The 25,995-nt window shown below is 65.3% G+C and carries 25 protein-coding genes; 12 read left to right on the top strand and 13 right to left on the bottom strand.

Translation table 11 applies throughout. From position 1 onward, the window contains the following. Positions 1-26: 26 nt before the first annotated feature. Entirely contained in the window at positions 27-419 is a 393-nt protein-coding gene (locus J8I29_RS10885; protein ID WP_105860718.1) for a TIGR02300 family protein, read from the bottom strand. Between the two features lie 269 nt (positions 420-688). Here J8I29_RS10885 and J8I29_RS10890 point away from each other — a divergent pair, with 269 nt between their 5' ends. From J8I29_RS10890 to grpE, 3 genes are all read left to right on the top strand, one after another. Continuing rightward, positions 689-1,468: a hypothetical protein gene (locus J8I29_RS10890; RefSeq protein ID WP_209431658.1), complete on the top strand. Its 780-nt coding sequence runs from the start codon at positions 689-691 to the stop codon at positions 1,466-1,468. A 30-nt stretch (positions 1,469-1,498) separates the two neighbouring features. Continuing rightward, positions 1,499-2,122: a (d)CMP kinase gene (gene cmk, locus J8I29_RS10895; protein WP_105860720.1), complete on the top strand. Its 624-nt coding sequence runs from the start codon at positions 1,499-1,501 to the stop codon at positions 2,120-2,122. Positions 2,123-2,228: 106 nt separating this feature from the next. After that, entirely contained in the window at positions 2,229-2,879 is a 651-nt protein-coding gene (grpE, locus tag J8I29_RS10900) for a nucleotide exchange factor GrpE (RefSeq protein WP_105860721.1), read from the top strand. Between the two features lie 120 nt (positions 2,880-2,999). On the opposite strand, the gene ggt is transcribed toward grpE, so the two are convergent. The 3 genes from ggt to J8I29_RS10915 form a co-directional block, all read right to left on the bottom strand. Beyond that, entirely contained in the window at positions 3,000-4,745 is a 1,746-nt protein-coding gene (gene ggt / locus J8I29_RS10905; protein WP_105860722.1) for a gamma-glutamyltransferase, read from the bottom strand. Between the two features lie 232 nt (positions 4,746-4,977). Then, the gene (locus J8I29_RS10910; RefSeq protein ID WP_209431659.1) at positions 4,978-6,321 is read right to left on the bottom strand and encodes an aspartate aminotransferase family protein; all 1,344 of its coding nucleotides are present in this window, start codon (positions 6,319-6,321) and stop codon (positions 4,978-4,980) included. Further along, positions 6,318-7,172 carry a MurR/RpiR family transcriptional regulator gene (locus J8I29_RS10915; protein WP_245196918.1) on the bottom strand — a complete coding sequence of 285 codons (855 nt, stop codon included), beginning with the start codon at positions 7,170-7,172 and terminating at the stop codon, positions 6,318-6,320. Before J8I29_RS10915 ends, J8I29_RS10910 begins: the two co-directional genes overlap by 4 nt. 148 nt (positions 7,173-7,320) lie before the next feature. Here J8I29_RS10915 and J8I29_RS10920 point away from each other — a divergent pair, with 148 nt between their 5' ends. Then, on the top strand, positions 7,321-8,157 hold the full coding sequence (locus J8I29_RS10920; protein ID WP_245196882.1) for a 3-keto-5-aminohexanoate cleavage protein: 837 nt from the start codon (positions 7,321-7,323) through the stop codon (positions 8,155-8,157). A gap of 61 nt (positions 8,158-8,218) precedes the next feature. On the opposite strand, the gene trxA is transcribed toward J8I29_RS10920, so the two are convergent. Next, positions 8,219-8,548, bottom strand: coding sequence for a thioredoxin (trxA, locus tag J8I29_RS10925; RefSeq protein ID WP_068292695.1), 330 nt, complete (start codon positions 8,546-8,548; stop codon positions 8,219-8,221). Positions 8,549-8,719: 171 nt separating this feature from the next. Continuing rightward, positions 8,720-9,169, bottom strand: a complete 450-nt coding sequence (locus J8I29_RS10930) for a L,D-transpeptidase (protein WP_342588391.1) — start codon at positions 9,167-9,169, stop codon at positions 8,720-8,722. Positions 9,170-9,469: 300 nt separating this feature from the next. On the opposite strand from J8I29_RS10930, the gene mepA reads away from it, so the two are divergent. Together mepA and J8I29_RS10940 are read left to right on the top strand one after the other, a co-directional pair. Beyond that, positions 9,470-10,414, top strand: coding sequence for a penicillin-insensitive murein endopeptidase (mepA, locus tag J8I29_RS10935; RefSeq protein WP_209431662.1), 945 nt, complete (start codon positions 9,470-9,472; stop codon positions 10,412-10,414). A 98-nt stretch (positions 10,415-10,512) separates the two neighbouring features. After that, positions 10,513-11,217, top strand: a complete 705-nt coding sequence (locus J8I29_RS10940; protein WP_105860726.1) for a TetR/AcrR family transcriptional regulator — start codon at positions 10,513-10,515, stop codon at positions 11,215-11,217. Here J8I29_RS10940 and J8I29_RS10945 read toward each other — a convergent pair. Continuing rightward, positions 11,176-12,363, bottom strand: coding sequence for a lipid-transfer protein (locus tag J8I29_RS10945; RefSeq protein ID WP_209431663.1), 1,188 nt, complete (start codon positions 12,361-12,363; stop codon positions 11,176-11,178). The two genes, J8I29_RS10940 and J8I29_RS10945, sit on opposite strands and share 42 nt — an antisense overlap. Positions 12,364-12,735: 372 nt before the next feature. On the opposite strand from J8I29_RS10945, the gene J8I29_RS10950 reads away from it, so the two are divergent. From J8I29_RS10950 to J8I29_RS10965, 4 genes are all read left to right on the top strand, one after another. After that, complete coding sequence (locus J8I29_RS10950; RefSeq protein WP_209431664.1) at positions 12,736-13,626, top strand: transporter; 891 nt, start codon at positions 12,736-12,738, stop codon at positions 13,624-13,626. A gap of 346 nt (positions 13,627-13,972) precedes the next feature. After that, positions 13,973-14,779: an SDR family oxidoreductase gene (locus J8I29_RS10955; protein ID WP_105860728.1), complete on the top strand. Its 807-nt coding sequence runs from the start codon at positions 13,973-13,975 to the stop codon at positions 14,777-14,779. 62 nt (positions 14,780-14,841) lie between these two features. After that, complete coding sequence (locus tag J8I29_RS10960; RefSeq protein WP_209431665.1) at positions 14,842-15,963, top strand: DUF5938 domain-containing protein; 1,122 nt, start codon at positions 14,842-14,844, stop codon at positions 15,961-15,963. A 24-nt stretch (positions 15,964-15,987) separates the two neighbouring features. Beyond that, a complete protein-coding gene (locus J8I29_RS10965; RefSeq protein ID WP_209431666.1) occupies positions 15,988-17,535 on the top strand; it encodes a long-chain fatty acid--CoA ligase in 1,548 nt (515 codons plus the stop codon). 5 nt (positions 17,536-17,540) lie between these two features. Here J8I29_RS10965 and J8I29_RS10970 read toward each other — a convergent pair whose 3' ends face one another. The 3 genes from J8I29_RS10970 to moeB form a co-directional block, all read right to left on the bottom strand. Then, on the bottom strand, positions 17,541-18,047 hold the full coding sequence (locus J8I29_RS10970; protein WP_209431667.1) for a TIGR00645 family protein: 507 nt from the start codon (positions 18,045-18,047) through the stop codon (positions 17,541-17,543). Between the two features lie 119 nt (positions 18,048-18,166). Further along, on the bottom strand, positions 18,167-18,526 hold the full coding sequence (gene folB / locus J8I29_RS10975; protein ID WP_209431668.1) for a dihydroneopterin aldolase: 360 nt from the start codon (positions 18,524-18,526) through the stop codon (positions 18,167-18,169). Between the two features lie 20 nt (positions 18,527-18,546). Next, positions 18,547-19,359, bottom strand: a complete 813-nt coding sequence (gene moeB / locus J8I29_RS10980; protein WP_209431669.1) for a molybdopterin-synthase adenylyltransferase MoeB — start codon at positions 19,357-19,359, stop codon at positions 18,547-18,549. Positions 19,360-19,903: 544 nt separating this feature from the next. Here moeB and polA point away from each other — a divergent pair. Further along, positions 19,904-22,888, top strand: coding sequence for a DNA polymerase I (gene polA / locus J8I29_RS10985; protein WP_209431670.1), 2,985 nt, complete (start codon positions 19,904-19,906; stop codon positions 22,886-22,888). 133 nt (positions 22,889-23,021) lie between these two features. Further along, complete coding sequence (locus J8I29_RS10990) at positions 23,022-23,678, top strand: DUF2076 domain-containing protein (protein WP_209431671.1); 657 nt, start codon at positions 23,022-23,024, stop codon at positions 23,676-23,678. A 181-nt stretch (positions 23,679-23,859) separates the two neighbouring features. Here the strand turns inward: J8I29_RS10990 and cysK are convergent, their stop codons facing one another. The 3 genes from cysK to dut all read right to left on the bottom strand — a co-directional run bounded on the left by cysK (position 23,860) and on the right by dut (position 25,861). Then, a complete protein-coding gene (gene cysK, locus J8I29_RS10995) occupies positions 23,860-24,822 on the bottom strand; it encodes a cysteine synthase A (protein WP_105860736.1) in 963 nt (320 codons plus the stop codon). 104 nt (positions 24,823-24,926) lie between these two features. Then, a complete protein-coding gene (locus tag J8I29_RS11000) occupies positions 24,927-25,376 on the bottom strand; it encodes an Rrf2 family transcriptional regulator (protein WP_105860737.1) in 450 nt (149 codons plus the stop codon). A 20-nt stretch (positions 25,377-25,396) separates the two neighbouring features. After that, the gene (dut, locus tag J8I29_RS11005; protein WP_209431672.1) at positions 25,397-25,861 is read right to left on the bottom strand and encodes a dUTP diphosphatase; all 465 of its coding nucleotides are present in this window, start codon (positions 25,859-25,861) and stop codon (positions 25,397-25,399) included. Between the last annotated feature and the right edge of the window lie 134 nt (positions 25,862-25,995).

The following is a 25,995-nucleotide window of genomic DNA, read 5'->3' on the forward strand; positions in this document are numbered from 1 at the left end:
GCCTCCAGGCGGGCTCGTAGCGAGCCTCAGCTTTCCTCGTCGTCCTCGATGCCGTCGCCGATCAGATCGGTGACATCGTCATTCTCGTCCTCGTCTTCCTCGAGGAAGGTATCGTCGGAGCCGGGATCATCCTCGACATCGATGTCGTCGTCGCCGACCACGGCCTTGGCGGCGCTCGCCTCGTCATCGGCCTCTTCGAGGCTGATCAGTTCGGCGTCCGTCACCGGATCGAGCTCGTTGTCGTCCTCGGTCTGGTCCGCGCGCGGGGCAACCGCGTCGGGGCGACCGCGCAGCAGCGGCGCTGCAATGGTGACCACCTGGCCCGTATAGGGGGAGATGATCGGATCCTTGTTCAAATCGTAGAATTTGCGCCCAGTCGTCGGACAGACGCGTTTCGTGCCAAGTTCGGGTCTGGCCACGGCGTGTACCTTATGTCGGAAATCGAAGTGCGAGGCCGCTACAGACTAGAAGCCCCTATGTCAATCAGAATCGCAAAGATGGCGTTTTTTCGCGATCTGGCAAGGGGTTGAATCACGAATTCCTCCCACCGCCCGCTTTGCCCTTCTCACCATCCATGCTAGGGCGTGTGGCCGGACGGACCTTGAGGTCCGCCCATGCGGGAGCATCAGTCCCACCATCGGCATTGCGTCTTGCCGCAGATTTCTTCCGCCTGTCCGGAGCCGTTCCCTTGCTCGCACCGCCCTCTCAAGCCGTTCCGCTTCCCATGCGCCGGTCGCCCGGGCCGGCGCAGGCCAGTCCGGTCGCGCGCGACGAGACAGCCTGTCTGCTTGCCATCATCCTGGGCCTTCTCAGCGTGGGAGAGACACGCATCGGGCACGCCCCGCAGAGCGACGGCGCCCAGGCCATGGCCGAGGCCTGCCGCAAGCTGGGCGCGGCGATCGAGCGTGCCGGAGATCAAAGCTGGTATGTCCATGGGGTCGGGGTCGGCGGCCTGCTCTCGCCGGAAGGAGGCCTCGATTTCGGAGGGTCGCTGGCGGGTGCGGTCCTGCTGATGGGTGTCGTCGCCAGCCACGGCGTCACGGCCGGCTTCGATGGCGATCCCGCCCTGCGCGCCTGTGCAATGATGCCTGCCCTGGCGCCCCTCATGCGGATGGGCGCCGAGATCGTCGCCTCGGCCGAGGGCGTCCGCCTGCCCCTGACCCTGCGTGGCGCCATGGACGCGGTCCCGGTCCTCTGGCGCGTGCCCGATGGCGGCCCCTCATCGCCAGTGACGCCGGATCTGGTGGCCTCGGCGGTGCTGCTGGCCGGCCTGAATGCTCCCGGCGAGACCACCGTCATCGCGCCGCAAGAGGCCGGCGGCGAGGCCATGCGCCTGCTCCGGCTGTTCGGGGCGGATGTCGCGACTTCGCCCGAGGGGGGCGGGCGGCGCATCGTGCTGCAGGGCCGTCCCACGCTTCGGCCGGCGATCGTAACCCTGCCGGCGGAAACTCCGCCTGCCTCGTGCTGACGTGTAATCCTGTAATCCTGGTGCCTTGTCATGATCATTGCCATTGATGGCCCCGCCGCCTCCGGAAAGGGAACCCTGGCCAAGCGCCTCGCCGCCCATCTGGGCCTGCCGCATCTCGACACCGGCCTGCTCTACCGCGCCGTCGGGCGGGCTGCCATCGATGGCGGCATCGACCTCGAGGATGCGGACGCCACCGCCGAGATCGCCGACGGCCTCGATGTCGCCAGCCTCGACGAGAGCCGGCTCCGCGGCCGGGAAATGGGCGAGGCCGCCTCCGTGGTCGCCTCACACCCCAAGGTGCGCAAGGCCCTGCTCGACCTGCAACGTCGCTTCGCGCATCAGCGCGGCGGCGCCGTGCTCGACGGGCGCGACATCGGCACGGTGATCGCGCCCGGTGCCGAGGTGAAGATCTTCGTGACCGCCGACGCCGAGATCCGGGCCCGACGCCGCCATCTCGAGCTGGAAAAGCGCGGCGATGCCCCGCCTTTCGCATCCGTGCTCGCCGATATCCGCAAGCGCGACGCCCGCGATGCCGGCCGCGCCGACGCGCCGCTGAAACCCGCGCCCGACGCCCATGTGCTCGACACCACCGCCCTCGATGTCGAGAGCGCCTTCGCGGCTGCCCTGGCGTTCGTCGAACGCCATCGGCACTGAATCAAGAATCAAAATGAGCGGATTGAGGGCGTCCGCCGCATCGAACCCTTGATTTTATCGCCGAGGACGCTGATATCCCGGCCGGACATGACTTGGAAAAGGTGAAATGACCAGCAAGACCAAACCCGAAGCCGAAACCGAGAACCGCCCTGCGGCCGAGGCGGCCGCCCCCGCGGCACCGACGGCGGACAGCGCGGAACAGGCTGGTGGCGAGCAGACTGGCGCCGACCAGGCCGCCGTCAACGACAATGCGTTCGAGGTTCTCACCAAGCTGCAGGCCGAGAACGCCGAGTTGAAGGACCGCCTGCTGCGCGCCATGGCGGAGATCGAGAATGTACGCCGCCGCGGCGAGCGCGAAGTCAGCGATGCGCGTCAATATGCCATCGCCAAATTCGCCGGTGACATGCTCGGCGTCGCCGACAACATGGAGCGTGCCCTGGCGAGCGTCCCCAGCGGGGCCCGTGAGACCGATGCCGCCGTCAAGGCCCTGATGGAAGGCGTGGAACTCACCGAGAAGGAAATGCTGCGCTCGCTCGAAAAGCACGGCGTCAAGAAGCTCGACCCCAAGGGCGAGCGTTTCGATCCGAATTTCCACCAGGCGATGTTCGAGGTGCCCGATCCCTCCGTGCCCAACGGCACCGTGGCCCAGGTGGTGCAGGTCGGCTACTCGATCGGCTCGCGCGTTCTGCGCCCGGCCATGGTCGGTGTCGCCCGCGGCGGCCCCAAGCAGGCCGCCGAAGCCGAAAAGCAGGCCTGATCTTGACGACGCAAACGCCGGCCTTCGTCATGCCCGGGCTCGACCCGGGCATCCGGAGGCCGGCTGGATTGCCGGGTCAAGCCCGGCAATGACAAGTGCCACGCTCCTTTGGGCGTGGCCTTAATATCCGGCCGCCAGGCCTGATTCGACGCGGCTGTCCATGGCGCCGTTGTAGCGGGCACCGTCACCCTTCTTGATGGTGGCGAGATCCTTGCCACCGACCAGGATGCCGGCCGCTTTGCCCCAGACCGGCCAGGCCGGATCGCCCTCATCCACCTTGTAGCCCATCTCGACCAGCAGTTTGACGGTGTCCGGCGAGAGCGCCTGGGGTTCGGTATAGATCTGGTCGGGCAGCCATTGGTGGTGGATGCGCGGCGCGTCGACGGCTTCCTGGATATCCAGCCCGTGGTCGATCACGTTGAGGATGGCCTGCAGCGTGATGGTGATGATGCGCGAGCCGCCGGGGCTGCCGATCACCATGAAGGGCTTGCCGTCCTTGGTGACCACGGTGGGGCTCATCGAGGAGAGCGGCGTCTTCTTGGGTTCGATGGCATTGGCCTCGCCCTGCACCAGACCGTAGAGATTGGGCACGCCGGGCTTGGCGGTGAAGTCGTCCATCTCGTTGTTGAGCAGGATGCCGGTACCCTCCGCCACCACGCCGGCGCCATAGGAGCCGTTCAGCGTGTAGGTGACGGCGACGGCATTGCCGTCATTGTCGATGATCGAATAATGCGTGGTTTCCTTGGATTCGCCCATGCCCTTGGGCATCAACTCCTTGGAGACGCCGGCCTTGTAGGGATTGATCTTGGCCCGGATCTCGGCGGCATAGTTCTTGTCGAGGAGGTGCGGCACCGGATTCTTGACGAAATCGGGATCGCCCAGGCTGGAATTGCGGTCGACATAGGCATAGCGCATCGCCTCCACCATCAGATGCACGGTGTTGGCCGAATCGGCGCCGAGATAGGAGAGCGGATAGCCCTCCAGCACGTTGAGGATCTCGCAGATGATCACGCCGCCCGAACTCGGCGGAGGCGAGGAAATAATCTCGTAGCCACGATAATTGCACTTCACCGGCTCGAGTTCGCGGACCTTGTACTGCTCGAAATCCTCCTTCTTCAGAATGCCGCCCTTGGCGGCGGAGGCCTTGACGATGGCATCGGCGATCGCGCCCTTGTAGAAGGCGTCGGGTCCCTTTTCCGAGATGGCCGCCAGCGAGGCGGCGAGATCGGGCTGCTTGAAAGTATCGCCGACCGCATGCGGCTTGCCGTCGGCCTGGAGGAAGATCTTGGCCGTGCTGGGATCGCGCTTGAGCCAGTCGGCATTCTCCTTGACGGAGGCGACATCGCCCTGGCCGAGCACATAGCCGTCCTTGGCATAGCGGATGGCGGCTTCCATCAGGTCCTTGCGCGGCAGGGAACCGTATTTTTCGCGGGCATATTCGAAGCCGGCCACCGAGCCGGGCACGCCGACGGCGAGATAGCCATCCGTCGAGGCGCCCTTCACCGGATTGCCCTTGGCGTCGAGATACATGTTCTTGGTGGAGGCCAGCGGCGCCCTTTCGCGGAAATCGATGAAGGTCGACTTGCCGTCCTTGGTGCGGATGGTCATGAAGCCGCCGCCGCCTATATTGCCGGCTTCAGGCCAGACCACGGCCAGTGTGTAGCCGACCGCCACGGCGGCATCGATGGCATTGCCGCCCTTCTTGAGGACATCCACGCCGGCCTGTGTCGCCAGGCGCTGCGTGGTGACGACCATGCCGTGCTCGGCCTCCACCGGTGCCGGCGAGGCCGCGTGAGCCCCGGCAAGGGGGGCGAAGGTCAGTGCGACGGCAAGACCGGTGGCGATCACCGGACGGACGTGGTGCATAGGCTCCTCCTCTGACTGCGCGGCGGCCTGCGACCGCTCGCCTCACTATGGGCGGCCCGGCTCACAACCGGGACGCAGATCTTCTCGGCGTACCGAAGCGGCACGCGGAACGGCGAGGCGGCGGCTGCTTCGGCCGGCGCCATCTCCCCTATTCTCTTTTGCTAAACAGGATTTCGGCTTTCGTCGATAGGCTATGCCCCAACCGCAGGCTGCCCGCATGAGCGTCGAAGGCTCAGGCGCTTCCCGCCGGCAGGCCGGCGATGGCGGCATCGACCGCATCGCCCAGGCGTTCGACGACGGCATCCGCCTGGCCGCGCTCGATGATGAAGGGCGGCGCCAGCAGGATATGGTCGCCCTGCACGCCGTCGATGGTGCCGCCCATCGGATAGGCCATCAGTCCGCGCGCCATGGCCTCGCGCTTGACGGCAGCGTGAAGCTTCAGCGCCGGGTCGAAGGGTTGCTTGCTGCTGCGATCGGCGACGAACTCGATGGCGCGGAACAGGCCGCGGCCGCGGATATCGCCGATATGGGCATGGTTGGCGAAGCGCTGTTCCAGCCGTTCCCGCAGATGGTCCCCCATGGCCACGACATTGGCCAGCAGATTATCGCGCACGATTGTTTCCTGCACGACCAGGGCAGCCGCAGCCGCCATGGCGTGGCCCATATAGGTGTGGCCGTGCTGGAAAAATCCGGATCCCCTCGCGAAGGCCTCAAAGATCGCAGCGCTGAGCAGGACCGCGCCGATCGGCTGGTAGCCGCCGCCGAGCCCCTTGGCCACCGTCATGAGATCGGGTACGACCCCCTCCTGCTCGCAGGCGTGCAGCGTGCCCGTACGCCCCATGCCGCACATCACTTCGTCGAGGATGAGCAGGACGCCATAGCGGTCGCAGATCGCACGGATGCGGCGAAAATAATCGGCGACGGGTGGCACCGCACCCGCCGTGGCGCCGACCACCGTCTCCGCCAGAAAGGCGATGACCTCGTCCGGCCCCAATTCGAGGATCTTGTCTTCCAGGGCCTGGGCCGCCCTGGCCGCATAGTCTTCCCCGCTCTCCCCCGGGGCCTGGAAGCGATAGGCAAAGCAGGGGTCGATGTGATGGGTTTCGATCAGCAGCGGAAGGAACGCGGCGCGGCGCCACTGATTGCCGCCGGCGGCGAGTGCCGCCAGCGTATTGCCGTGAAAGCTCTGGCGCCGGGCGATCACATGCCGGCGCCGCGGCTGGCCTTTCTCGACGAAATACTGCCGCGCCATCTTCAGGGCCGCCTCGACGGCCTCCGAGCCTCCGCTGACGAGATAGGCCCGCTCCAGACCGGGCGGCGCATGGGCGATCAGGCAGTCCGCCAGCCGTTCGGCGATGTCGGTGGTGAAGAAGGCGGTGTGGGCATAGGCGAGCGTATCGAGCTGACGGTGCAAGGCCTCCCGCACAGCCGGATGGCCATGGCCCAGGCAGGAGACGGCGGCCCCGCCGGAGGCATCGATATAGTGCTTGCCGGCGGCGTCGATCAGTTCGATGCCGCGCCCACCGACGGCGACCGGCATGACGGCGTTGGCGGTCCGGTGGAGCAGATGGCTCATGGCGGGGTTCCCGGAAGTTTCGGCTGAGGACGTCGGGTCAGATGGGTGCCGAGGGCAGCCAGATGCGCATCCGTCCGGCGCAGGGCGGCGAGCGCCGCCTCGCCGTCATGGCCCGCCACCAGCGCAGCCAGCACTTCGGCAGCGGCGAAGGCCGGCGTCACGGCATGCAGGAAGGACGGACTCGCCGTCGGCACGACGAGATGATGGCGGGAGATCCTGGCCAGAGGCGCCACCTCGCTGTCGGTGATGGCAAGGATGGACAACCCGCGCGACGCGGCATGCTCGGCGAGTTCGAGGGTGAGGCGCGTATAGGGCTGCAGGCTGACGGCCACCATCACCTCGCCCGGGACGGCATCGATGAGGGCATCGGCCCCGATGGCGGCGATGCCGTCGAGCAGAATGCTGGGCCTGCCGATCAGGGTGAGCCCATAATGCAGATGCCAGGCGACCGGATGGCTCGCCCTGAGACCCAAGCAATGGATGCGGCGCGCCGAGGCAAGCATCTGCGCGGCGGCGGCGAATGCCGCAAGCGGCTTGGCTGCCGAAAGTCCGTCAAGCTGGGTGCCCAGCATGCCGAGCATGGCGGCGGCCAGTCCCTCATCGCCGACGCGCCCCTGCCGGATAAGGTGGTCGCCCGCCTTGCCTGCAAAGCCTGTCGGCGCTTCCCGCAGCGTATCGGCATGCAGTTCCCGCAGGGCCTCGTAACCGTCGAAGCCCAATTGCCGGGCGAGCCGCATCATGGTCGCCGGCTGCACGCCGGCACGCCGCGCCTGTTCCCGCATCGACAACAGGGCGACATCGCGCGGATTCTCCAGCACATAGCGGGCGGCCGCCTTGATCTGCGCCGGCATCGCGTCGAAGCCTTTGACGATCTCGCTGGCCAGGCCGTCGAGATCCACAAGCCCGCTCATGCCCCTATGCTCCGTCGGAAGGATTATTGAAACAAATGTATCATATGCTATCGTTCTGATACAAATGAATCCTCATTCGGAGATGGATTTGTCGGCTACGCTGGACTGCGCCCCGCGTTTCATTGCCGTAGCCCCCAATGGTGGCCGGCGGACCAAGGCGGATCACCCGGCCTTGCCGATGACGGCCTCCGCCCTGGCGCAGACGGCCACGGCCTGTCTCGAGGCCGGCGCGGCCATGATCCATGTCCATGTCCGGCGCGAGGATGGCGGCCATCTGCTCGACGCCGAGGCCTATCGCGCCGTGATCGCCGCGATTGCCGCCGCAACGGGCAAGGAGCTCGTGGTGCAGATCACCTCGGAGGCGCTCGGCCTCTATTCGCCGGCAGAGCAAAGAGCCGTCATCCGCGACACGCGGCCGGAGGCCGTGTCGCTCGCCCTGCGCGAACTGGTGCCTGACGCAGGCGAGGAAGCCGCCTTCGCCGAATTGCTGCTCTTTCTCAGGCTGATCGGAACCATGCCGCAGATCATCCTCTACACGCCGGACGAAGCCAGGCGCCTTGCCGACCTGCGGCGGCGGGGCCTCATCCCCTACGAGAAACTGCCCGTACTCTATGTGCTCGGCCGCTATACGGCGGACCAGACGTCCCGGCCCGCCGATCTCCTGCCCTTCCTCGCCGCGGACATGCCGCGCTTCGATCCCTGGAGCCTGTGCGCCTTCGGTCCGCAGGAAATTGCCTGTGTCACCACGGCCGCCCTGCTGGGCGGGCATGCCCGCGTCGGCTTCGAAAACAACCTTCATCGCCCCGACGGCACGCCGGCCCGGGACAATGCCGAACTGGTGATGCTGGCGCGCCAGGCGATCGAGGCGGCCGGCCTGAAGATCGGCGATGCCGACGCCCTGCGTGCCGCGACGCTGGCGACATGAAAAAGGCGGCCGAAGGGCCGCCTTTCCATTCACCGAGCAAATGCCGGGGAAGATTCTCGCTTCAAGCCGCGGAGGCCGAAACCCAGCGGGACAGCTCGCCCTTGGGAGCAGCGCCGACCTTCTGGGCGACGGGCTTGCCGTCCTTGAACACGATCAGCATCGGGATCGACATCACCCGGAACTGCGAGGCGATCTGCGGGTTCTCGTCGACGTTCAGCTTGGCGATCTTGACCTTGCCGGCCATCTCGGTGGCGATCTCGTCGAGAGCAGGCGCGATCATGCGGCAGGGCCCGCACCACTCGGCCCAGAAATCGACGACGACCGGCTCGGCCGAATTCAGCACGTCATTGGCGAAGGAGGCATCCGTGACCTTGATCGTGTTGGCACCCATTTCGAGAATCTCCACAGCGGGAATGGCGGAATCGCCATGCAAATATCCGTTGCCTTCAAGCTAGGAACGCACTGGCCCAGCGTCAAGGAGCGGGATGGCTTCTCGCGCGAATGTGCACGGCTGATATGCAGATTCGTGGCTATTATCGGCCCTGCCCCGTGAAATCTACGGCTAGCCGATCACCACGCGGGTATCCGACATGCCTCGATGCCGGATGAGCTGGTAGAGCGCGGCGGCGTGGGAGGGCGCCAGCCGGATGCAGCCATGGGAGGCGGCGCGGCCGAGCTGCTTGACCGAATAGGTGCCGTGCACCGCATAGCCGCCCTTGAAGAACACCGAATAGGGCATCGGCGAATTATCGTATTTCTTGGAGTAATGCATGCGCTTGAGCAGCTTGGGGCGGTAGACGCCGCGCGGGGTATAGTAGCCGCGCCGTGCCGTCGACACGGCCCAGACCGCCTCGACATTGCCATCGACGATCACGGTCATGCGCTGGCTGGCGATATCGACCTTGGCCACGATACCCGCGGAGGCCGGGGCCAACTGGCAGAGCATAGCGGCCAAGAGCGCGAAGGCGATGGCGATCCAGCGGAAGTTCGCGCTCAGATGCAGGGCAGGCATGACAGGTTCCTCGATGCGGTTCACTGACATTGGCCGTCCGGGCCTCCATTCGCCATGCGCTTTTGCACAGGAAGCGTGTCCAGCCGGACCCGAACAAAGCATGAATCGAACAGGGTTAATTTTCGGTTTCCGCCGGCCGCTTCCGCAGGGCTGGCTTGCGGTGGCGCGCCTTCGTCTGCTCCCGAAAAGAAGGAGCGGAGAGGATGCCAGCGCCCCCCCGGGGCTCCTGCAACCGCCGATGCTGCCGTTTGGAAAAAGACAGGATAGGATGCAGTCACGAATCACTTCGCGGGAGCAGGCATGCGCCGTTTCGTCCGGACCTTCCCGTCGCTCAAATCCGGCTTGGCCCTCGCCGCCTTGCCGCTCCTGGCCATGGGGGGATCGGTCGTGGCGCAGGACATCACCCCGCCCGGCTTCAAACTGCCGCCACTCGGCGTGGTGACGGCGGCCACTCCCGCCAAGCAGCTCTTCGGCCGCGCCGAGACGCCGGCCAGTATCGGCCTCGGCTCGATCGGCTTCTACGCCAAGGGCTGCCTGTCGAACGGCGTGGAACTGCCGGCGGATGGACCGACCTGGCAGGTCATGCGCCCCTCGCGCAACCGTGCCTGGGGCAATGCCGCCATCATCCGGGTGGTGAAGAATCTCGCCGCCAAGGCCCCTACGGTGGCGGGCTGGCCGGGCATCCTGATCGGTGACATGGCGCAGCCGCGCGGCGGGCCGATGCTGACGGGTCATGCCTCGCACCAGATCGGGCTCGACGCCGACATCTGGCTGACCCCCATGCCGAACCGCCGGCTGAGCGTCGCCGAGCGGGAGACCAAGAGTGCCGTGATGATGGTGCGCCCGGACAGGCTCGACGTCTCCCGTTCCTGGACCCCGGGCCAGATGGGCATCGTGCGCGCCGCCGCCCAGGACCCGGCAGTCGAGCGCATCTTCGTCAACGCCGCCATCAAGAAGGCGATGTGCCGCGACGCCACCGGCGACCGCTCCTGGCTCGGCAAGGTGCGCCCGATGTACGGCCACGACTATCATTTCCATATCCGCATCACCTGTCCGCGCGGCAGCCCGACCTGCACGCCGCAAAAGCCGCCGACGGGCGATGAGGGCTGCGGCAAGGAGCTCGACTACTGGTTCTCGGACGCGGTGCTGCATCCAAAGCCCCGTCCCAAGCCGCCGCGCCCGCCGCGCCAGCTCACCCTCAGCGATCTGCCGCCTGCGTGCAGCCAGGTGATTGCAGCCCCGTGAGGCCGGACTGCCGCGCAGGGCGCGGCGCGGTTCGGTTGATCTGGCCGGGCGACCTCGATATTGTAGTATCGGTGGTATGCTGATGCTGGCAGGATGTGATGGCAAATGGCGCCAAGCTGAAGAAAGCGCCCCGGCCTGCGCCGGACAAGTTTGCCGCGCGCCGAGCCGAGCTGGCCGAGGCCGCGCTGCAGACGCTTGCTGAACTCGGCTATGCCCGCACCAGTCTCAGGGAGATCGCCCAGAATTCGCGTTTCTCCCACGGCGTGCTGCATTATTACTTCAGCGACAAGGTCGACCTGATCGCCTATTGCGTGCGCGACTACAAAGCAAAATGCGTGCAGCGCTATGAGCGCATCACCGCCGATGCCGACAGCCATGGCAGCCTGATAGATCAGTTCCTCGACAGCCTTGCCGCCACGCTGCGCGACGAGGCCCCGATGCATCGGCTCTGGTATGATCTGCGCTCCCAGGCCCTGTTCGAGCCCTCCTTCCATGCGGACGTCAGGGAGATCGACAAGAGCCTGGAAGACATGGTCTGGCGCGTGATGTCGCGCGCCTTCGAATTGGCCGGGGTCAAGCCGGCCCTGCCCTCGGCCGTGGTCTATGCGACTTTCGACGGGCTGTTCGAACATGCCCTGCTGCGCCATCTGGGCGGCGACGCCGATGCCATCGCACAGATGCAGGCGCGGATCCGGGCCTTCCTGCCGGCATGCGGCCTGCCCGCCAAGATGGGAACGACCGGCAGCCGGCCCAAGCTCGCTTCACACCGCCTGGTAAAGGGTAACGACGCAAGCGCCGCCTAGGCCGAGATTGTGCTGCAGCCCGAGGCGCGCGCCAGGCACCTGGCGTCTGTCCGCCGTGCCGCGCAGCTGGTGGGTCAGCTCATAGCATTGCGCCAGGCCGGTGGCTCCCAGCGGGTGCCCCTTCGACAGCAGCCCGCCCGAGGGATTGGTGACGTAGCGCCCGCCATAGGAATTGTCGCCATCGGCGATCATCTTGCCCGCTTCGCCGTCGCCGCAGAGGTCCAGGGCCTCGTAGCTCACCAGTTCATTGTGCGCGAAACAATCGTGCAGTTCGACGACGTCCAGGTCTTCGGGGCCGATGCCGGCCGCTTCATAGACCTGGCGTGCGGCACGACGGCTGAGGTCGAAGCCGACGAGCTGCATCATGTCGCCGGCCTCGAAGGTCGATTCGCCGTCCGTGGTCATCGCCTGGGCGGCAATCTCGACCTTGCAGTCGAGATCGTGGCGCCGGGCAAATTCGGGCGAGACCAGGATGGCCGCCGCAGCGCCGCAGGTCGGCGGACAGGCCATCAACCGCGTCATCACGCCGGGCCAGAGCACCGGTGAAGCCAGCACCTCCTCGGTGCTCACCTCGTTGCGGAACACCGCAAGAGGGTTGCGGGCCGCATGCCGGCTCGCCTTGGCGCGCACCGCGGCAAAGGCGGAAAGAGGCGTGCCATATTTGCGCATATGGCTCAGCCCGGCGCCGCCGAAATACCGCAGAGCGAGCGGAATTTCGTTCATGCCCACCAATTGGTCGGCCAGCGCCTCGAAATCGGCGAAAGGGCTGGGACGGTCACCGAACTGCATTTCGAGCGCGCCCGGCTTCATCTGCTCGAAACCGAGGGCGAGCACGCAATCGACCGCGCCCGAGGCAACGGCCTGGCGCGCGAGGAACAGGGCGGTGGAGCCGGTGGAACAATTATTGTTCACGTTGATGATCGGGATGCCGGTCATGCCGATCTGGTAGAGCGCCCTCTGGCCGCTGGTGGAATCGCCATAGACATAGCCGGCATAGGCCTGTTGCACCCGCCCATAATCCAGGGCGCAATCCGAGAGGGCGAGCCGCGTCGCCTTGGCCGCCATGGCGTCATAGGGCTCACTCGCGCCCGGTTTGGCGAAGGGGATCATGCCCACACCCGCGACCAGCACCCGCGATGATGACATTTCCATTCCCTCCTGAAAGCGACTTCACCGCCCGGCGGCAGGCCGCCTCCCATAGGTGGCATTTTTGCGACAAATTCGCCATGAGCTGGACAAGTGTCAAACAAAATCTTGACAGTCGTATAATTTTGGCCTGAGGATGCGGCGTTCCCGGCACAAAGGGAATACTGCGTATCTCGTACAAGACAGCCATTCTCCGGGAGAGACGATAAGGTATTGCTCAGTCTTCGCTGATGGAACCGCTGATGAGGCCATCCCTTCATCAATAAGGCCTCTTTTCGTGGCGCAGTATGATACGGCCAATACTGAGTACACATTTCCCCGGGTGGTTTCTGCCTGCAAGAGAATGCAGAGGTACAATAGTGGGGGAACTCCATGACTTCAAAACTGAGGCGGAAGGCCTTGGCGTGCGCCGCGCTGATGACGTGCCTGATGGAGCCGAATGCGGCCAAGGCCATCGATATCTATCCGGGGGACTATACCGCTCTGCCGTCCGGAACCAATCTGGCCCTGGGCTATTTCGGCTTCACGGCCAACAGCCGGCTGGACATCGAGGGTATCGGCAAGATTCCGAAATCGCGTTATCAGACGGCGGTCGGCATCCTGCGCTATCTGCATTACTCCGACATCAACGGCATGCCGATCGCGGTCCAAGCCTTCCTGCCGATCGGCGGCTTCACCCAGCACCAGATCGGCGGCGTCGATGCCCGAAGCAAGAGCGGCATCGGCGACCTGACGCTCGGCTTCACCGTTTTCCCGCTGCATGGCGCCGACCAGCCCGGCGGCACCACTGTCGGACTCACCGCCTATGTCTCGGCGCCCACCGGCAATTACAGCGCCCGGGCGCCCTTCAACATCGGCACGGGCACCTGGTATTTCACGCCGCAGCTCGGTGTCATCCAGAATCTCGGCAAGGGCTTCTTCATCGACGCCGCCGCGGATGTGGCGCTCTATATCGACCACACCGAATATGGCCTCAAGCGCTCGCAGGATCCCTCGGTGCAGCTTCAGGCCTATCTGCGCTATCAGCTCTCGCCGGCGACCTCGGTCTCCTTCGGCTATTCCGGCCATTTCGGCGGCAAGCAGTCGGTCGGCGGCACCTATACCGGCCTGAAGACGGACTCGCACGGCCTGCGCGCCTTTGCCAGCCACATGCTGACACCGACATGGCAGATCTCGGGCGTGGTAGGCGCCGACATCACCAATGCCAAGGGCGGCTTCCGCAACGACTTCACCGGGCAGATCCGCCTGATGAAGATCTTCTAAAGCGCATCACAGGTGCGCCCCCAAGCAGAGGCCTCCCAGCTGCTTGGGGTCTTTTTCTCTGGAGCAAAGCGCGTTCAAGCGTGAACGCTTATTTGCCCTAACTCATTGTTCTGATGCGTCTTTGCGAGACTAGGCGGCTGCGTCAAACCGCAAAACGCTATAAAATAGCCGGCTACTTATCTTTTTCGAATCACTCTATCGCCTCGCCCCGTCCATAGCTTGACAACTGTCCAATAAAAACTTGACACTCGTCCAAGAGTGGCATGAGATCGCATCATCATCCCCGCCATAAGGGGCCGGCCGGTGCCGACAGGTCCGACCGTCAGAAATCAGGAGGGACTGCCCGATGGCCAATCCATTCGATCTGACCGGCCGCAAGGCCCTCGTCACCGGCGGAGCGCGCGGCATCGGTGCCGGCATCGCCGAGGCCCTGGCCAAGGCCGGCGCCGACGTGGTGATCGGCGACGTCCTGGAGGACCAGGGGCGCGACATTGCGTCCACCCTTGCCGGCCATGGCCGCAAAAGCAGCTTCGTGCGGCTCGACGTCACCCAGGAAGCGCAATGGGAAAGCGCCGTCGCCGATACCATCGGCGCGATCGGCGGCTATGACATCCTGGTCAACAATGCCGGCATGGAAGTGACCGCGCTGGTCACGGAGATCGAGCCGGAGAGCCTGCGGCGCATGCTCGACGTCAACATCGTCGGCACGCTGCTCGGCATGAAGCATGCGTTCCGCGCCATGCGGCCCGGCGGGACGGCTGGCCAGGGCGGTTCGGTGATCAACATCGCCTCGGTCGCGGCCCTGATCGCCTTCCCGGCCATCTCCGGCTATTCCGGCACCAAATCGGCCGTGGACCGCATGACCCGCGTTGCCGCCGCCGAGGCGGGCAAGCTCGGCTATGGCGTGCGTGTCAACTGCATCTATCCGGGCCTCATTCCCACTGAAATGGGCGTCAAGCTCGCGCAGGACGTCGTTGGCCTCGGCCTGTTCCCCGACATCAACGCCGCGCTCGCGGCCGTGACCGGTCTGACGCCGCTCGGCCGCCTGGCCGAGATTTCCGAGGTCGCGGATGCGGCCGTGTTCCTAGCCTCCGACGCCTCGAAGTTCATCACCGGCGCCGGCATTCCGGTCGAGGGCGGCATGGGGAGCTGAGGCTCGATCGGCTGCGGCCTGTCACGGGGCCGCAGGATACAGCTATCCCGAAAGGATTTTGCATGAACGGCAAGCAACCCGTCGTCGTCTACGGCGCCTCCGGCTATACGGGGCGCCTGGTCTGCGAATATCTGCGCGAATACAACATACCCTTCATCGCCGCCGGCCGAGACGCCGCCCGCGTCCGCGGGGTGGTCGAGCGCATCCCCGGCATCGAGACGGCGAATTACGAGGTGGTCGGCGTCAACCACAGCGTCGAAGCGCTGACGGAACTGTTCCGCGGCGCCAGGGTCGTGTGCAACATGGTCGGCCCCTTCATCAAATATGGCGGAGAGGTGGTCGAGGCCTCGTTGCGAGCGGGCTGCCATTATCTCGACACCACGGGCGAACAGGATTGGGTCCTGCATGCACAGGCCGAATGGGGCAGCAAGTTTGCCGGCAAAGGTCTCCTGCTCTCCCCCGGCGTCGCGCAGATGTACACCACCGGCGAGATCGCCGCTCAGATCGCGCTGGAGACGCCCGGCATCGACACGCTCGACATTCTGGTGCTGTGGAGCGGCTTTCCGACCACCGCCTCGGTCGAGACCATTTTCACCATCCTCAAGGCCAAATGGTATTATCTGGAGCAGAACCAGTACAAGGAATGGCCGCTCTCCCAGACCTTCGAGGTCAACGTGCCCGGCCAGCATGGCACGGCGATCGCCCTGCCCTGGGGCGGCACCAGCCATCCGGTCTGGTTCAAGGACGATCCGCGTGTCGCCACCGTGAAGGTGGCCGCCGGCGTCTTCGCCCGCGAGGTGATGCAGGGCGTCATCGCCACGGTGAAGATGTATGAGGAGAACATCAAGCCGCTGCCGATGGCCCAGCAGGAGGTCGAACTCGGCAAGATCGCGGCCTCGATCCAGAGCGGCATGCCGCCGCGCGAAAACCCGCGGGTCAACCGCTCGGTGGATTCGGTCTATGGCTCGGGCCCGCTCGGGCGGGTCCATTGCGTCATCCACGGCAATTGCAACTACAAGCAGACCGGCCTGCTGCAGGCCTATGCCGCCTATTCCCTGCTGCAGCAGCCGCCCCTGCGCGCCGGCTTCGCCTCGGCCTGCCAGGCCTTCGGCCATCACACGCTGCTCGGCGTGCTCAGAAGCTTCGGCCTGGTGATGAAGCCGGTGCTGACAGTCCAGGATTGAACGAGGAACGGGAGGGCGAGGCCGATGCGGATCAGCTTCTATCTCGACAAGGGTGCCTCGCTGGGGCCGGCCGCGCCGTGCCTGACCATGGATGGCGCCTCGCTGAGCTATGCCGACGTCGTCGCCCATTCCAATCGCGTCGCCCATGCCCTCGCCAAGGCTGGCGCCCGCCCCGGCGACAAGGTGGCCGTGCTTTCGGCCAATGATCCCAGGGCCTTCGCCAGTGTGTTCGGCATCGCCCGGGCCGGGGCCGTATGGTGTCCGATCAACCCGCGCAACGCACCAAGCGAGAATCGCCAGATCCTGGCGGATTTCGATTGCACCGTGCTGCTGTTCCAGCAGGCCTTCCACGAACTGGTCGAGACCATCCTGCCGGACCTGCCGGCCCTGAAGATGCTGGTCTGCCTGGACGGAGAGGCGGCCGGTGCCCCGTCGCTGGCGGAATGGCTGGCCGACATGCCCGACACGCCCTTCCCGACGCCCCCGGACAATGATGTCGCCATGCTGGTCGGCACCGGCGGCACCACCGGCAAGCCCAAGGGCGTGTTGCTCACCGACGACAATCTCGAGGCGATGTCAGCCATCATGCTGATGGCCTATCCCTATCGCGACCGCCCGGTCTATCTGGCGCTGCCGCCGCTCACCCATGCGGCGGGCGTGCTGACCCTGCCCGTCCTCGCCAAGGGCGGCGAGATCGTGATCATGCCCAAGCCCGATCTCGGCGTCTTCCTCTCCCTCATTCCACGCCATGGCGTCAGCCACACCTTCCTGCCGCCGACCCTGATCTACGCGCTACTCTCCCATCCCGACCTGCCGCGGACCGACCTCTCCTCGCTGCAATGCTTCTGGTATGGCGCGGCGCCGATCGCGCCGGCGCGGCTGGAAGAGGCGATCCAGCGGATCGGGCCGGTGATGGCGCAGTTCTTCGGCCAGACAGAGGCGCCGATGGTATGCACCACCATGGCGCCGGCCGATCATTTCAAACCGGACGGCAGCATCGACAAGGCGCGCCTCTCTGCGGCCGGCTATCCTCCGCCCCTGCTGCAACTCGCCATTCTGGACGGCAAGGACCGGCCTCTGCCGCCGGGCGAACGCGGCGAGATCGCCATACGCGGCTCGCTGGTGATGCGCGGCTATTACAAGGACGAGGCCGCCACGGCTCAGACCCTGCGCTCGGGCTGGCTGCATACCGGCGATATCGGCTATCTCGACGCCGACAACATGCTCTACATCGTCGACCGCCTGAAAGACATGATCATCAGCGGCGGCTTCAACGTCTATTCGGTCGAGGTGGAGCAGGCGCTGCTCGAACATGCCGATGTCCAGGACTGCGCCGTCTTCGGCCTGCCGGACGAGAAGTGGGGCGAGATGGTCTGCGCGGTCGTGCAGCTTCGCGCGGGCCGCAATGCCGATACCGAGGCCTTGCGCACCTTCGTCAAGGCCCGGATCGGCAGCGTGAAGACGCCCAAACATGTCGAGATCTGGCCGGATCTGCCACGCTCCAAGGTCGGCAAGGTACTCAAGCGCGAGATCCGCGCCGAACTCCTCGCCGCCCGGTCGTCTTCGGCCTGACAGCCTCAGTCGTCGGGATGGCCGGCCTTGGCCTGCAGAAGATCGGAGAAGGCCAGCAGCACGCCCGAGACCATGAACACCATGTGGACGCCGACCAGCCAATAGAGGTCGCGGTCGGACAGGTCCTTGATCTGCATGAAGCCCTTGAGCAGTTCGATGGCCGAGATCAGCACGATCGAGGCGAGCAGCTTGAGCTTGAGGCCGGCAAAATCCACCTTGGTCATCCAGTTCGGCCAGGACAGATGCTCGGCGCCATCGATCTTCGAAACGAAATTCTCGTACCCCGAGAAGATCACGATCAAGACCAGGCTGCCGAGCAAGGCGAGATCGACCAGTTCCAACACCCCCAGCACCGTCTGCTTTGGCGTGAGCGTATAGGCGCCCGCGACGAAATGGAGCAATTCCTGCCCGAATTTCAGCAAGACGACGAACAGGGCGATGACCAGCCCGATATAGAACGGCGCCAGCACCCAGCGCGAGGCGACAAGCCCGCGTTCGATCCATTTTTCCATAAAGTGATCTCAACCCGATATGAACAATCGCGCGCAAAATAGAGGGACGCGCCCGGCCTGGGAACCCAGCCTTGCCAAATTGTAATCGAATTGGACGGATATCGCGGACGAAGGGCCCGTTACTTCACGCGCAGGATCTCCACGCCGGCCATGGCGCCCGGCACGGCGCGCGGCTTTTCGACATGCACGCGCACGGCAGCGGCCCGGTCGAAGGCAAGGCAGCGCTGGGCGAGGCGCTCGGCGAAGGTCTCGAGCAGGTCGACATGGCTGGCGGCGAGGTCCCGGCCGATGGCGGCGATCTTGTCGTAGTCGATCGTGCCCCCGATATCGTCATTGCCGAAATTCGCTTCGGCCAGGGTTAACTCGACATCGACGACCAGGGGCTGGGTCACGCCCTTCTCATGCTCGTAATAGCCGATATGGGCTTCGAGATTGAGGGCGCGCAGAAAGACGCGGCTATAGGATCGCCGTTCGGTCATGGAAGCGAGACATGACACACTCAGCCGGGAATGGCCATTGCCTTTTCGCCCGTCGCTTGCGCCGCTTCGCCATTCAGCGGGTTGTCGGGATCCCAGCCATAGAGGGTTTCACCGAACCGCATGTCGCGCGCATCGAGATGGATGAGGCGGCCGGTAAGGCCGGTGCCGAAACCGACGATCTCGCGGATCGCCTCCAGAGCCATCATCGAACCGGCGACGCCGGCGAGAGCGCCGAGCACGCCCGCCTCCGCACAGCTCGGAATGGTGCCCGGCGGCGGCTTCTGCGGGAAGAGGCAGCGCCAGGTCGGATTGGGCGCGCCCTCGGCATTGGTCTCGAAGGGCCGCAGCGTGGTGAGCATGGCGTCGAACACGCCGAGCGCGCCCATGATCAGCGGCTTGCGGCCATGGAAACAGGCATCGGAGACGGCATAGCGGGTGTCGAAATTGTCCGAGCCGTCGATCACCAGGTCGTAGCCTGCGATCAGCCCGGCCGCATTGGCGGGATCGATGCGCAGGGCATGTTCGATCACCGTCACGTGCGGGTTGAGGCGCTCGATCGCCTCCCGAGCCGTCTCGACCTTGGGACGCCCGATGTCGGGCGTGGCATGGATGATCTGACGCTGCAGGTTGGAGAGCGAGACGACATCGTCGTCGGCGATGCCGAGCGTGCCGACGCCCGCCGCCGTCAGATAGAGCAGCACCGGCGCGCCGAGCCCGCCGGCGCCGACCACCAGGATGCGGGCCCGCGACAGGGCCTGCTGTCCGGCGCCGCCGACCTCATGCATGACCACATGCCGGGCGTAGCGCTCCAGCTCTTCGGATGAGAATGCCATGGCACGAATGTAGGGGCCCCCGGCGTGGGGCGCAATTGCCGAGAGGGCTTCTTCCGGGGGAAGAGGCGGACGAGACGTCCATAGGCGCTGAGATAAGGGGTTGTGCGAGATGAGGCGGTTGGAGGTCGAGCTCGACATATGAGCCCCCTCGCCCCGTTTACGGGGAGAGGATGGAGGTGAGGGGCTAAGCAAGGCGTCAGTTTGTGAGGTCGCGCCGCCCCTCATCCTAACCTTCTCCCCGTTAACGGGGCGAAGGGGTGGCCGGCGTCGCGCCTCTGGCCTTAAGTTAGTGCCTATGGACGAGACGTCCGCGGGCCCAACCGAGCGCCACGCCGCTCGGTTGTTCCAAGCAAAGCAGCCCGGATATTGCCGAGAAAGCGCTGCGCCCGGGACCGCGGGCGTCACAGCGGCATGCTTGCATGTCGCGATGTCCGCTTTTCTTTCTCCGCATCCGCCCACCGATCCATAGTCTCGCCTTCTGAATGCGAGCCTGTATGATCGCGCTCCAAGAATCAGTCCTGAACAGACCGAAGACGAGGCCCTGATGACTTCTGCCCCGCGCGCACCCGGAAAGGGCGACCACGTCTTCCTGGTCGACGGCTCCTCCTTCATCTTCCGGGCCTATTTCCAGTCGATCAACCAGGACGCCCGCTACAATTACCGCTCCGACCGCCTGCCCACGGGCGCGGTGCGCCTGTTCTGCAACGTGCTGCACAAGATGATCAAGGAAGGGGTGATGGGCATCAAGCCCACCCATCTCGGCATCATCTTCGACAAGTCGGAAGACTCCTTTCGCAAGGAGATCTACCCGCCCTATAAGGGCCACCGGCCGCCGCCCCCGGAAGAGCTGGTGCCGCAATTCCCGCTGATGCGCGTTGCCGTGCGCGCCTTCGGCCTCAAGCCGGTGGAACAGGCTCGCTACGAGGCGGACGATCTGATCGCCACCTATTGCGACATCGCCGTCAAGGCCGGCGCCGACGTCACCATCGTCTCCGCCGACAAGGATCTGATGCAGCTGATCCGGCCCGGCGTTGTGATGTTCGACCCCGCTTCCGGCGACCAGAAGGCCAAGGGCTCGCGCCCCGAGCGCCTGATCGCCGAGGCGGAGGTTTTGGAAAAGTTCGGCGTGACGCCCGACAAGGTGGTCGACGTGCAGGCCCTGGCCGGCGACTCCACCGACAATGTTCCCGGCGTGCCCGGCATCGGCGTCAAGACGGCGGCGCAGCTGATCAATGAATATGGCGACCTCGAAGGGCTTCTCGCCCGCGCCGGCGAGATCAAGCAGCCCAAGCGCCGCGAGAGCCTGACCGACCCGGAGAACGTCAAGCTCGCCCGGATATCGCGCGAACTGGTCAAGCTGGTCAGCGACGTCACCCTGGAAACGCCGATCGAGGAGCTCATCGCCCCCGGGCTCGATGCCAGGGGCGCCATCGCCTTCCTGAAGGCGATGGAATTCTCGACCCTGACCCGCCGCATCGCCGAGGATGCCGGCCTTGACGTCGCCGATATCGAGGCCGACGAGACGCTGAAGATCCCCGACAGCGATTTCTCGCCCGCCCCGGCCCGGACGCCGTCGCCCAGGCCGAGCGCCGACGGCGTCTCTTCCGCTCCGGCTGTTGCGACCGGGGCCGGCACCCCCTCCGCGGTGGTGGAGAGCGTCAAGGCCAGGCTTGCCGCCATTCCCTTCGACACCGGGTCCTACGAAACCGTCGCCAGCCTGGAAGCACTCGATGGCTGGATAGTCAGGGCCCGTGAGCTCGGCTACGTCGCCTTCGACACCGAGACCACCTCGCTCGACGCCTTGCAGGCCGATCTCGTCGGCTTCTCCCTGTCGGTCGAGCCGGGCAAGGCCTGCTATGTGCCGCTGCGCCACCGCGACAAGGCGGACCTGTTCGGCGGCGGCATGATGCCCGGCCAGGTCGATGCCGCCGAAGCCCTGAAGCGGCTGAAAGACCTGCTCGAAGACCCGGGTGTCCTGAAGATCGGCCAGAATTTGAAATATGACACGCTGGTGATGGGCGAGCAGGCCATCAAGGTCGCGCCCTATGACGACACCATGCTGATGTCCTATGTCGTCGATGGCGGCCGCGGCAATCACGGCATGGACGAACTCTCCTTGCGCCATTTCGGCCACAAGCCGATCGCCTTTTCCGAGGTCTGCGGTTCCGGCAAGTCCCTGATCGGCTTCGATCAGGTCACCATCGAACGTGCCACCGCCTATGCGGCGGAGGATGCCGACGTCACCCTGCGCCTCTGGCTGCTGCTCAAGGCCCGCCTGGTCGCCGAGGGGCTGGTCAACATCTACGAGACGCTGGAGCGCCCGCTCGTCGCCGTGCTCGCCAATATGGAATCGCGCGGCATCATGATCGATCGCCAGATCCTGGCGCGCCTGTCCGGCGAATTCGCCCAGAGCGCCGCCCGGCTCGAGGCGGAAATCCACGAACTCGCCGGCGAGACCTTCAATGTCGGCTCGCCCAAGCAGCTCGGCGACATCCTGTTCGGCAAGATGGGCCTGCCCGGCGGCAAGAAGACGCCGACCGGCCAATGGGCGACCTCGGCCCAGGTCCTGGAGGATCTGGCCGACCAGGGCCTGGAGCTGCCGCGACGGATCGTGGCCTGGCGCCAGCTCACCAAGCTCAAATCCACCTATACCGACGCCCTGCCCACCTATGTGAACCCGAAATCGGGCCGGGTGCACACCTCCTATTCCCTGGCGGCGACCACAACGGGGCGCCTGTCCTCCTCCGAGCCCAATCTGCAGAACATCCCGGTGCGCACCGAGGAAGGCCGCAAGATCCGGTCGGCCTTCATCTCCGCGCCCGGCGCCAAGCTGATTTCGGCCGACTATTCGCAGATCGAACTGCGCGTGCTCGCCCATGTCGCCGAGATCCCGCAGCTGACCAAGGCGTTCGAGGATGGCGTCGACATTCACGCCATGACGGCTTCCGAGATGTTCGGCGTGCCGGTCGCCGGCATGGACCCGCTGGTGCGGCGCCGCGCCAAGGCCATCAATTTCGGCATCATCTACGGCATTTCGGCCTTCGGCCTTGCCAACCAGCTCTCCATCCCGCGCGAGGAAGCGGGCGCCTATATCAAGAGATATTTCGAACGCTTCCCTGGCATTCGCGACTATATGGACCGCATGAAGGCCGAATGCCGCGCGAATGGCTATGTCGAGACCATTTTCGGCCGCAAGATGCATTTTCCGGCGATCGACTCGAAGAACCCGTCCGAGCGGGCCTTCGTCGAGCGCCAGTCCATCAACGCGCCGATCCAGGGCTCTGCTTCCGACATCATCCGCCGGGCCATGAGCCGCATGGACGCCGCACTCGCCAAGGCCGGCCTTTCGGCCAGGATGCTCTTACAGGTGCATGACGAACTCGTCTTCGAGGCACCGGAGGAGGAAGTCGAGGCGACACTGCCCGTGATCTCCAAGGTGATGGAGCAGGCAGCGCTCCCGGCCCTGCAGCTGAAGGTGCCGCTGCAGGTCGAGGCGCGGGCTGCGAGCAATTGGGAAGAGGCCCATTGAGCCGAGCCGGTCGGCATTAATCCTTTGTAACTCGCCCCAATTCCGGCCGGTTCTTGTCCGATTGAGAAGCAGCACCCACATGGGAGGCGTTGCGGCCTACCCTCTCAGGAAGCAGCCGCGAAGGAGAGTCAGGATGACCCCCAACGAAAAAGCCCTCATCGAGGACCTGTTCAATCGCCTGCGCAGTTCCGCCCCGAGCGGGCGCGACGCCGAGGCCGAGGCCGCCATCGCGGCCGAGATGGCCCGCTCGCCGGGCGCCGCCTATGCGCTGGTGCAGACCGTGCTGGTGCAGGACCATGCCCTGCGCGAGGCCCACGCCAAGGTGCAGGCCGCCGAAACGGCCGGCCAGCAGGCCCCGCAAGCGCCACAGCAGCCCGCGCAGCCGCAATCCATGCTCGAGCGCGCCGGCTCGGCCCTGCAGGGCTTCGGCGGCCAGCGCAACCAAGCCCAGCCGGGACAGGTTTCTCCGCAGCAGGCCGAACAGCCCGCGCGTGGCGGCGGCTTCCTGCAGGGGGCCCTGCAGACGGCGGCTGGTGTCGCCGGCGGCGCCTTGCTGTTCGAGGGGGTGCGCTCGATGTTCGGTGGTGGCGGCGGCCTGTTCGGCGGCGGCGGCTCCGCCCCCTGGGGCGAAGGCAACACCACCATCAACGAGACCATCATCAACGAAAACGGCGACAGGGGCCGCGACAACGACGACAATGTGCGCGACGCCAGCTACGACTCGGATAATGACGACGATGGCGATTACGGCTCGGACGATTCCGGCGGCAGCGACGACGGCTGGATCTGATCGCCATTTTGTTTGAAAACAATCGTTCCTGCGAAACCCCGGCCTGTGGCCGGGGTTTTACATGACATGCCGCGCAGCAGGCCCGGGTACAGGAGGGTCGATCTTCAGATCGACCGCCTTTCCCCCAAACGCCGCGTTGCCAAGGTGGTCGATCCGAAGATCGACCCTCCAATGTCGTGACTCACAGCCCTTCGAACAGAGCGCTCGAAATGTAACGCTCGGCGAAGGAAGGCACGATCACCACGATGGACTTGTTGTCCATGCCGGGGCGGGCCGCCAGTTCCAGGGCGGCGGCAACCGCGGCACCGGAAGAAATGCCGCAGGGAATGCCCTCGATGCGGGCGAGCAGGCGGGCGGTGTCGAAGGACGTCTGGTTGCCGACGGTGATGATGTCGTCGATCACCGAGCGATCGAGCACATCCGGCACGAAGCCGGCGCCGATGCCCTGGATCTTGTGCGGGCCAGGCTGGCCGCCCGACAGCACCGGCGAATCCTCAGGCTCCACGGCGACGATCTTGAGATCGGGCTTGCGCGGCTTCAGCACCTGGCCGACGCCGGTGATGGTGCCGCCGGTGCCCACGCCCGAGACGAAATAATCGACGTCGCCCTTGGTGTCGTTCCAGATTTCCTCGGCCGTGGTGCGGCGATGGATCTCGGGATTGGCGGGATTGCGGAACTGCTGGGGAATGATGGCGCTCGGCAGTTCCTTGACGATCTCCTCGGCCTTGGCGACCGCGCCGCGCATGCCCTGGGCCGCCGGCGTGAGGACCAGTTCGGCCCCGAGCAGGGCCAGCATCTTGCGGCGCTCGATCGACATCGATTCCGGCATGACCAGGATCAGCCGATAGCCCCGGGCCGCCGCGACGAAGGCGAGCGCGATGCCGGTATTGCCGGAAGTCGGCTCGACCAGCACGGTATCGGGCTTGAGATGGCCGGACTTTTCCAGCGCATCGATCATGCTGACGCCAATGCGGTCCTTGACGCTGGCGATCGGGTTGAAGAATTCGAGCTTGGCGAGGATACGAGCCTTGACGTTCTTGGCCTTGGCCAACCGATTGAGCTGCACCAGCGGGGTATCGCCGATGGTCTCGGTGATCGACTGGAAGATGCGGCCGCGGCCGGGCACGTGATTGGCATTCGCCATGGGAAACGTCCTTGATTGAAAGCGCTGGAATTCAACATTAATCCACGAAAATGTCGAGATTAATATTGAATTACAGATTCATAATGTTTTTTAGCGGCCGAGGCTCAGATCGCAAAGTCGATATTGGCGGGCGTACCGCCGAAGACATGCTTGCGCTCGGCATCCCGGCACAGATCCTCGACGGTGATCTGGTCGAGTTCGGCCAGAAAGGATTGCGAGGCCTGGTTCACCGCCGGTGCGATGACCTGGTCGACCAGGGTCGACACGGGCGCCGGCTCGTCCTCGCCGGCGGCATCCGTCATCGCCGCACGCACGATGTCGCCGACGCTGATACGCCGCCGCTCGCGGGCCAGTTCATAACCTCCCCGCGGGCCGCGCACGCCCTTGAGAATATTGTGGCGCACCAGGGTCTGCAGCAAGGTTTCCAGATGGCGCGGCGGCAAGGCATGTCGGGACGCAAGAGCCTTGGCGGCGACCGGCGTGGGCCTCGAATGGTGGGCGATATCGACCACGGCGGCAAGGCCAAGCAAGGAACGGCGCGAAAGCAATTGCATGTCGACCCCCTGAAACGGTCCTACTTCATTGTTGCGGTGCCCGTCGAACCGAAGCCGCCGCTGCCGCGAACGGTCGAATCGACTTCCGCCGTTTCGACCAGGACAGACAACGTCACCGGCGCAATGACCAACTGGGCGATTCGCATGCCATGGGTGATGGCAAAAGATTCTACACTCAGATTGATCAGGGCGACTTTAATCTCACCGCGATAATCGGCGTCTATCGTACCGGGTGCGTTCAAAACGGTAATCCCGCTTTTCACAGCCAAACCGGAACGTGGGCGCACTTGTCCTTCATAGCCCTGTGGAATTTGGAAAACCAGCCCGGTCGGCACCAGAGCACGCATCATCGGTGCAAGAACCAGGGTTTCCCCCGGTCCCAGCGCTGCCGGCAGGTCGAGACCCGCCGCCCCCTCGCTCTGATAGGCGGGCAGCGGCAGGTCACCGGCATGGGCGAGTTTCTTGACGGGAATGGTCAGGGTCATGGCAATCCTTCGGAGAGCGGGTCTCAGACCCGCCTGTTTCAAAATCGTAGAGACAAGGAACGGGGTAGGCGAGCCTGATGAGCCTGTCTCAAAACTCGCAACACGGCCCAGAATAGCTCCGCCTGTGTCATGCC

Origin of the sequence: Labrys sp. LIt4 (assembly GCF_017813775.1) — a bacterium.
Lineage (GTDB): Bacteria > Pseudomonadota > Alphaproteobacteria > Rhizobiales > Labraceae > Labrys > Labrys okinawensis_A.

Coding starts and splice junctions, on each gene's coding strand:
- J8I29_RS10990 (WP_209431671.1), top strand. CDS start 23,022: ATGACCCCCAACGAAAAAGCCCTCATCGAGGACCTGTTCAATCGCCTG.
- cysK (WP_105860736.1), bottom strand. CDS start 24,822: ATGGCGAATGCCAATCACGTGCCCGGCCGCGGCCGCATCTTCCAGTCG.
- polA (WP_209431670.1), top strand. CDS start 19,904: ATGACTTCTGCCCCGCGCGCACCCGGAAAGGGCGACCACGTCTTCCTG.
- mepA (WP_209431662.1), top strand. CDS start 9,470: ATGCGCCGTTTCGTCCGGACCTTCCCGTCGCTCAAATCCGGCTTGGCC.
- dut (WP_209431672.1), bottom strand. CDS start 25,861: ATGACCCTGACCATTCCCGTCAAGAAACTCGCCCATGCCGGTGACCTG.
- ggt (WP_105860722.1), bottom strand. CDS start 4,745: ATGCACCACGTCCGTCCGGTGATCGCCACCGGTCTTGCCGTCGCACTG.
- J8I29_RS10950 (WP_209431664.1), top strand. CDS start 12,736: ATGACTTCAAAACTGAGGCGGAAGGCCTTGGCGTGCGCCGCGCTGATG.
- J8I29_RS10910 (WP_209431659.1), bottom strand. CDS start 6,321: ATGAGCCATCTGCTCCACCGGACCGCCAACGCCGTCATGCCGGTCGCC.
- cmk (WP_105860720.1), top strand. CDS start 1,499: ATGATCATTGCCATTGATGGCCCCGCCGCCTCCGGAAAGGGAACCCTG.
- J8I29_RS11000 (WP_105860737.1), bottom strand. CDS start 25,376: ATGCAATTGCTTTCGCGCCGTTCCTTGCTTGGCCTTGCCGCCGTGGTC.
- J8I29_RS10970 (WP_209431667.1), bottom strand. CDS start 18,047: ATGGAAAAATGGATCGAACGCGGGCTTGTCGCCTCGCGCTGGGTGCTG.
- J8I29_RS10930 (WP_342588391.1), bottom strand. CDS start 9,169: ATGCCTGCCCTGCATCTGAGCGCGAACTTCCGCTGGATCGCCATCGCC.
- J8I29_RS10955 (WP_105860728.1), top strand. CDS start 13,973: ATGGCCAATCCATTCGATCTGACCGGCCGCAAGGCCCTCGTCACCGGC.
- grpE (WP_105860721.1), top strand. CDS start 2,229: ATGACCAGCAAGACCAAACCCGAAGCCGAAACCGAGAACCGCCCTGCG.
- J8I29_RS10940 (WP_105860726.1), top strand. CDS start 10,513: ATGGCAAATGGCGCCAAGCTGAAGAAAGCGCCCCGGCCTGCGCCGGAC.
- J8I29_RS10915 (WP_245196918.1), bottom strand. CDS start 7,172: ATGCCGGCGCAGATCAAGGCGGCCGCCCGCTATGTGCTGGAGAATCCG.
- moeB (WP_209431669.1), bottom strand. CDS start 19,359: ATGGCATTCTCATCCGAAGAGCTGGAGCGCTACGCCCGGCATGTGGTC.
- J8I29_RS10965 (WP_209431666.1), top strand. CDS start 15,988: ATGCGGATCAGCTTCTATCTCGACAAGGGTGCCTCGCTGGGGCCGGCC.
- trxA (WP_068292695.1), bottom strand. CDS start 8,548: ATGGGTGCCAACACGATCAAGGTCACGGATGCCTCCTTCGCCAATGAC.
- J8I29_RS10945 (WP_209431663.1), bottom strand. CDS start 12,363: ATGTCATCATCGCGGGTGCTGGTCGCGGGTGTGGGCATGATCCCCTTC.
- J8I29_RS10960 (WP_209431665.1), top strand. CDS start 14,842: ATGAACGGCAAGCAACCCGTCGTCGTCTACGGCGCCTCCGGCTATACG.
- folB (WP_209431668.1), bottom strand. CDS start 18,526: ATGACCGAACGGCGATCCTATAGCCGCGTCTTTCTGCGCGCCCTCAAT.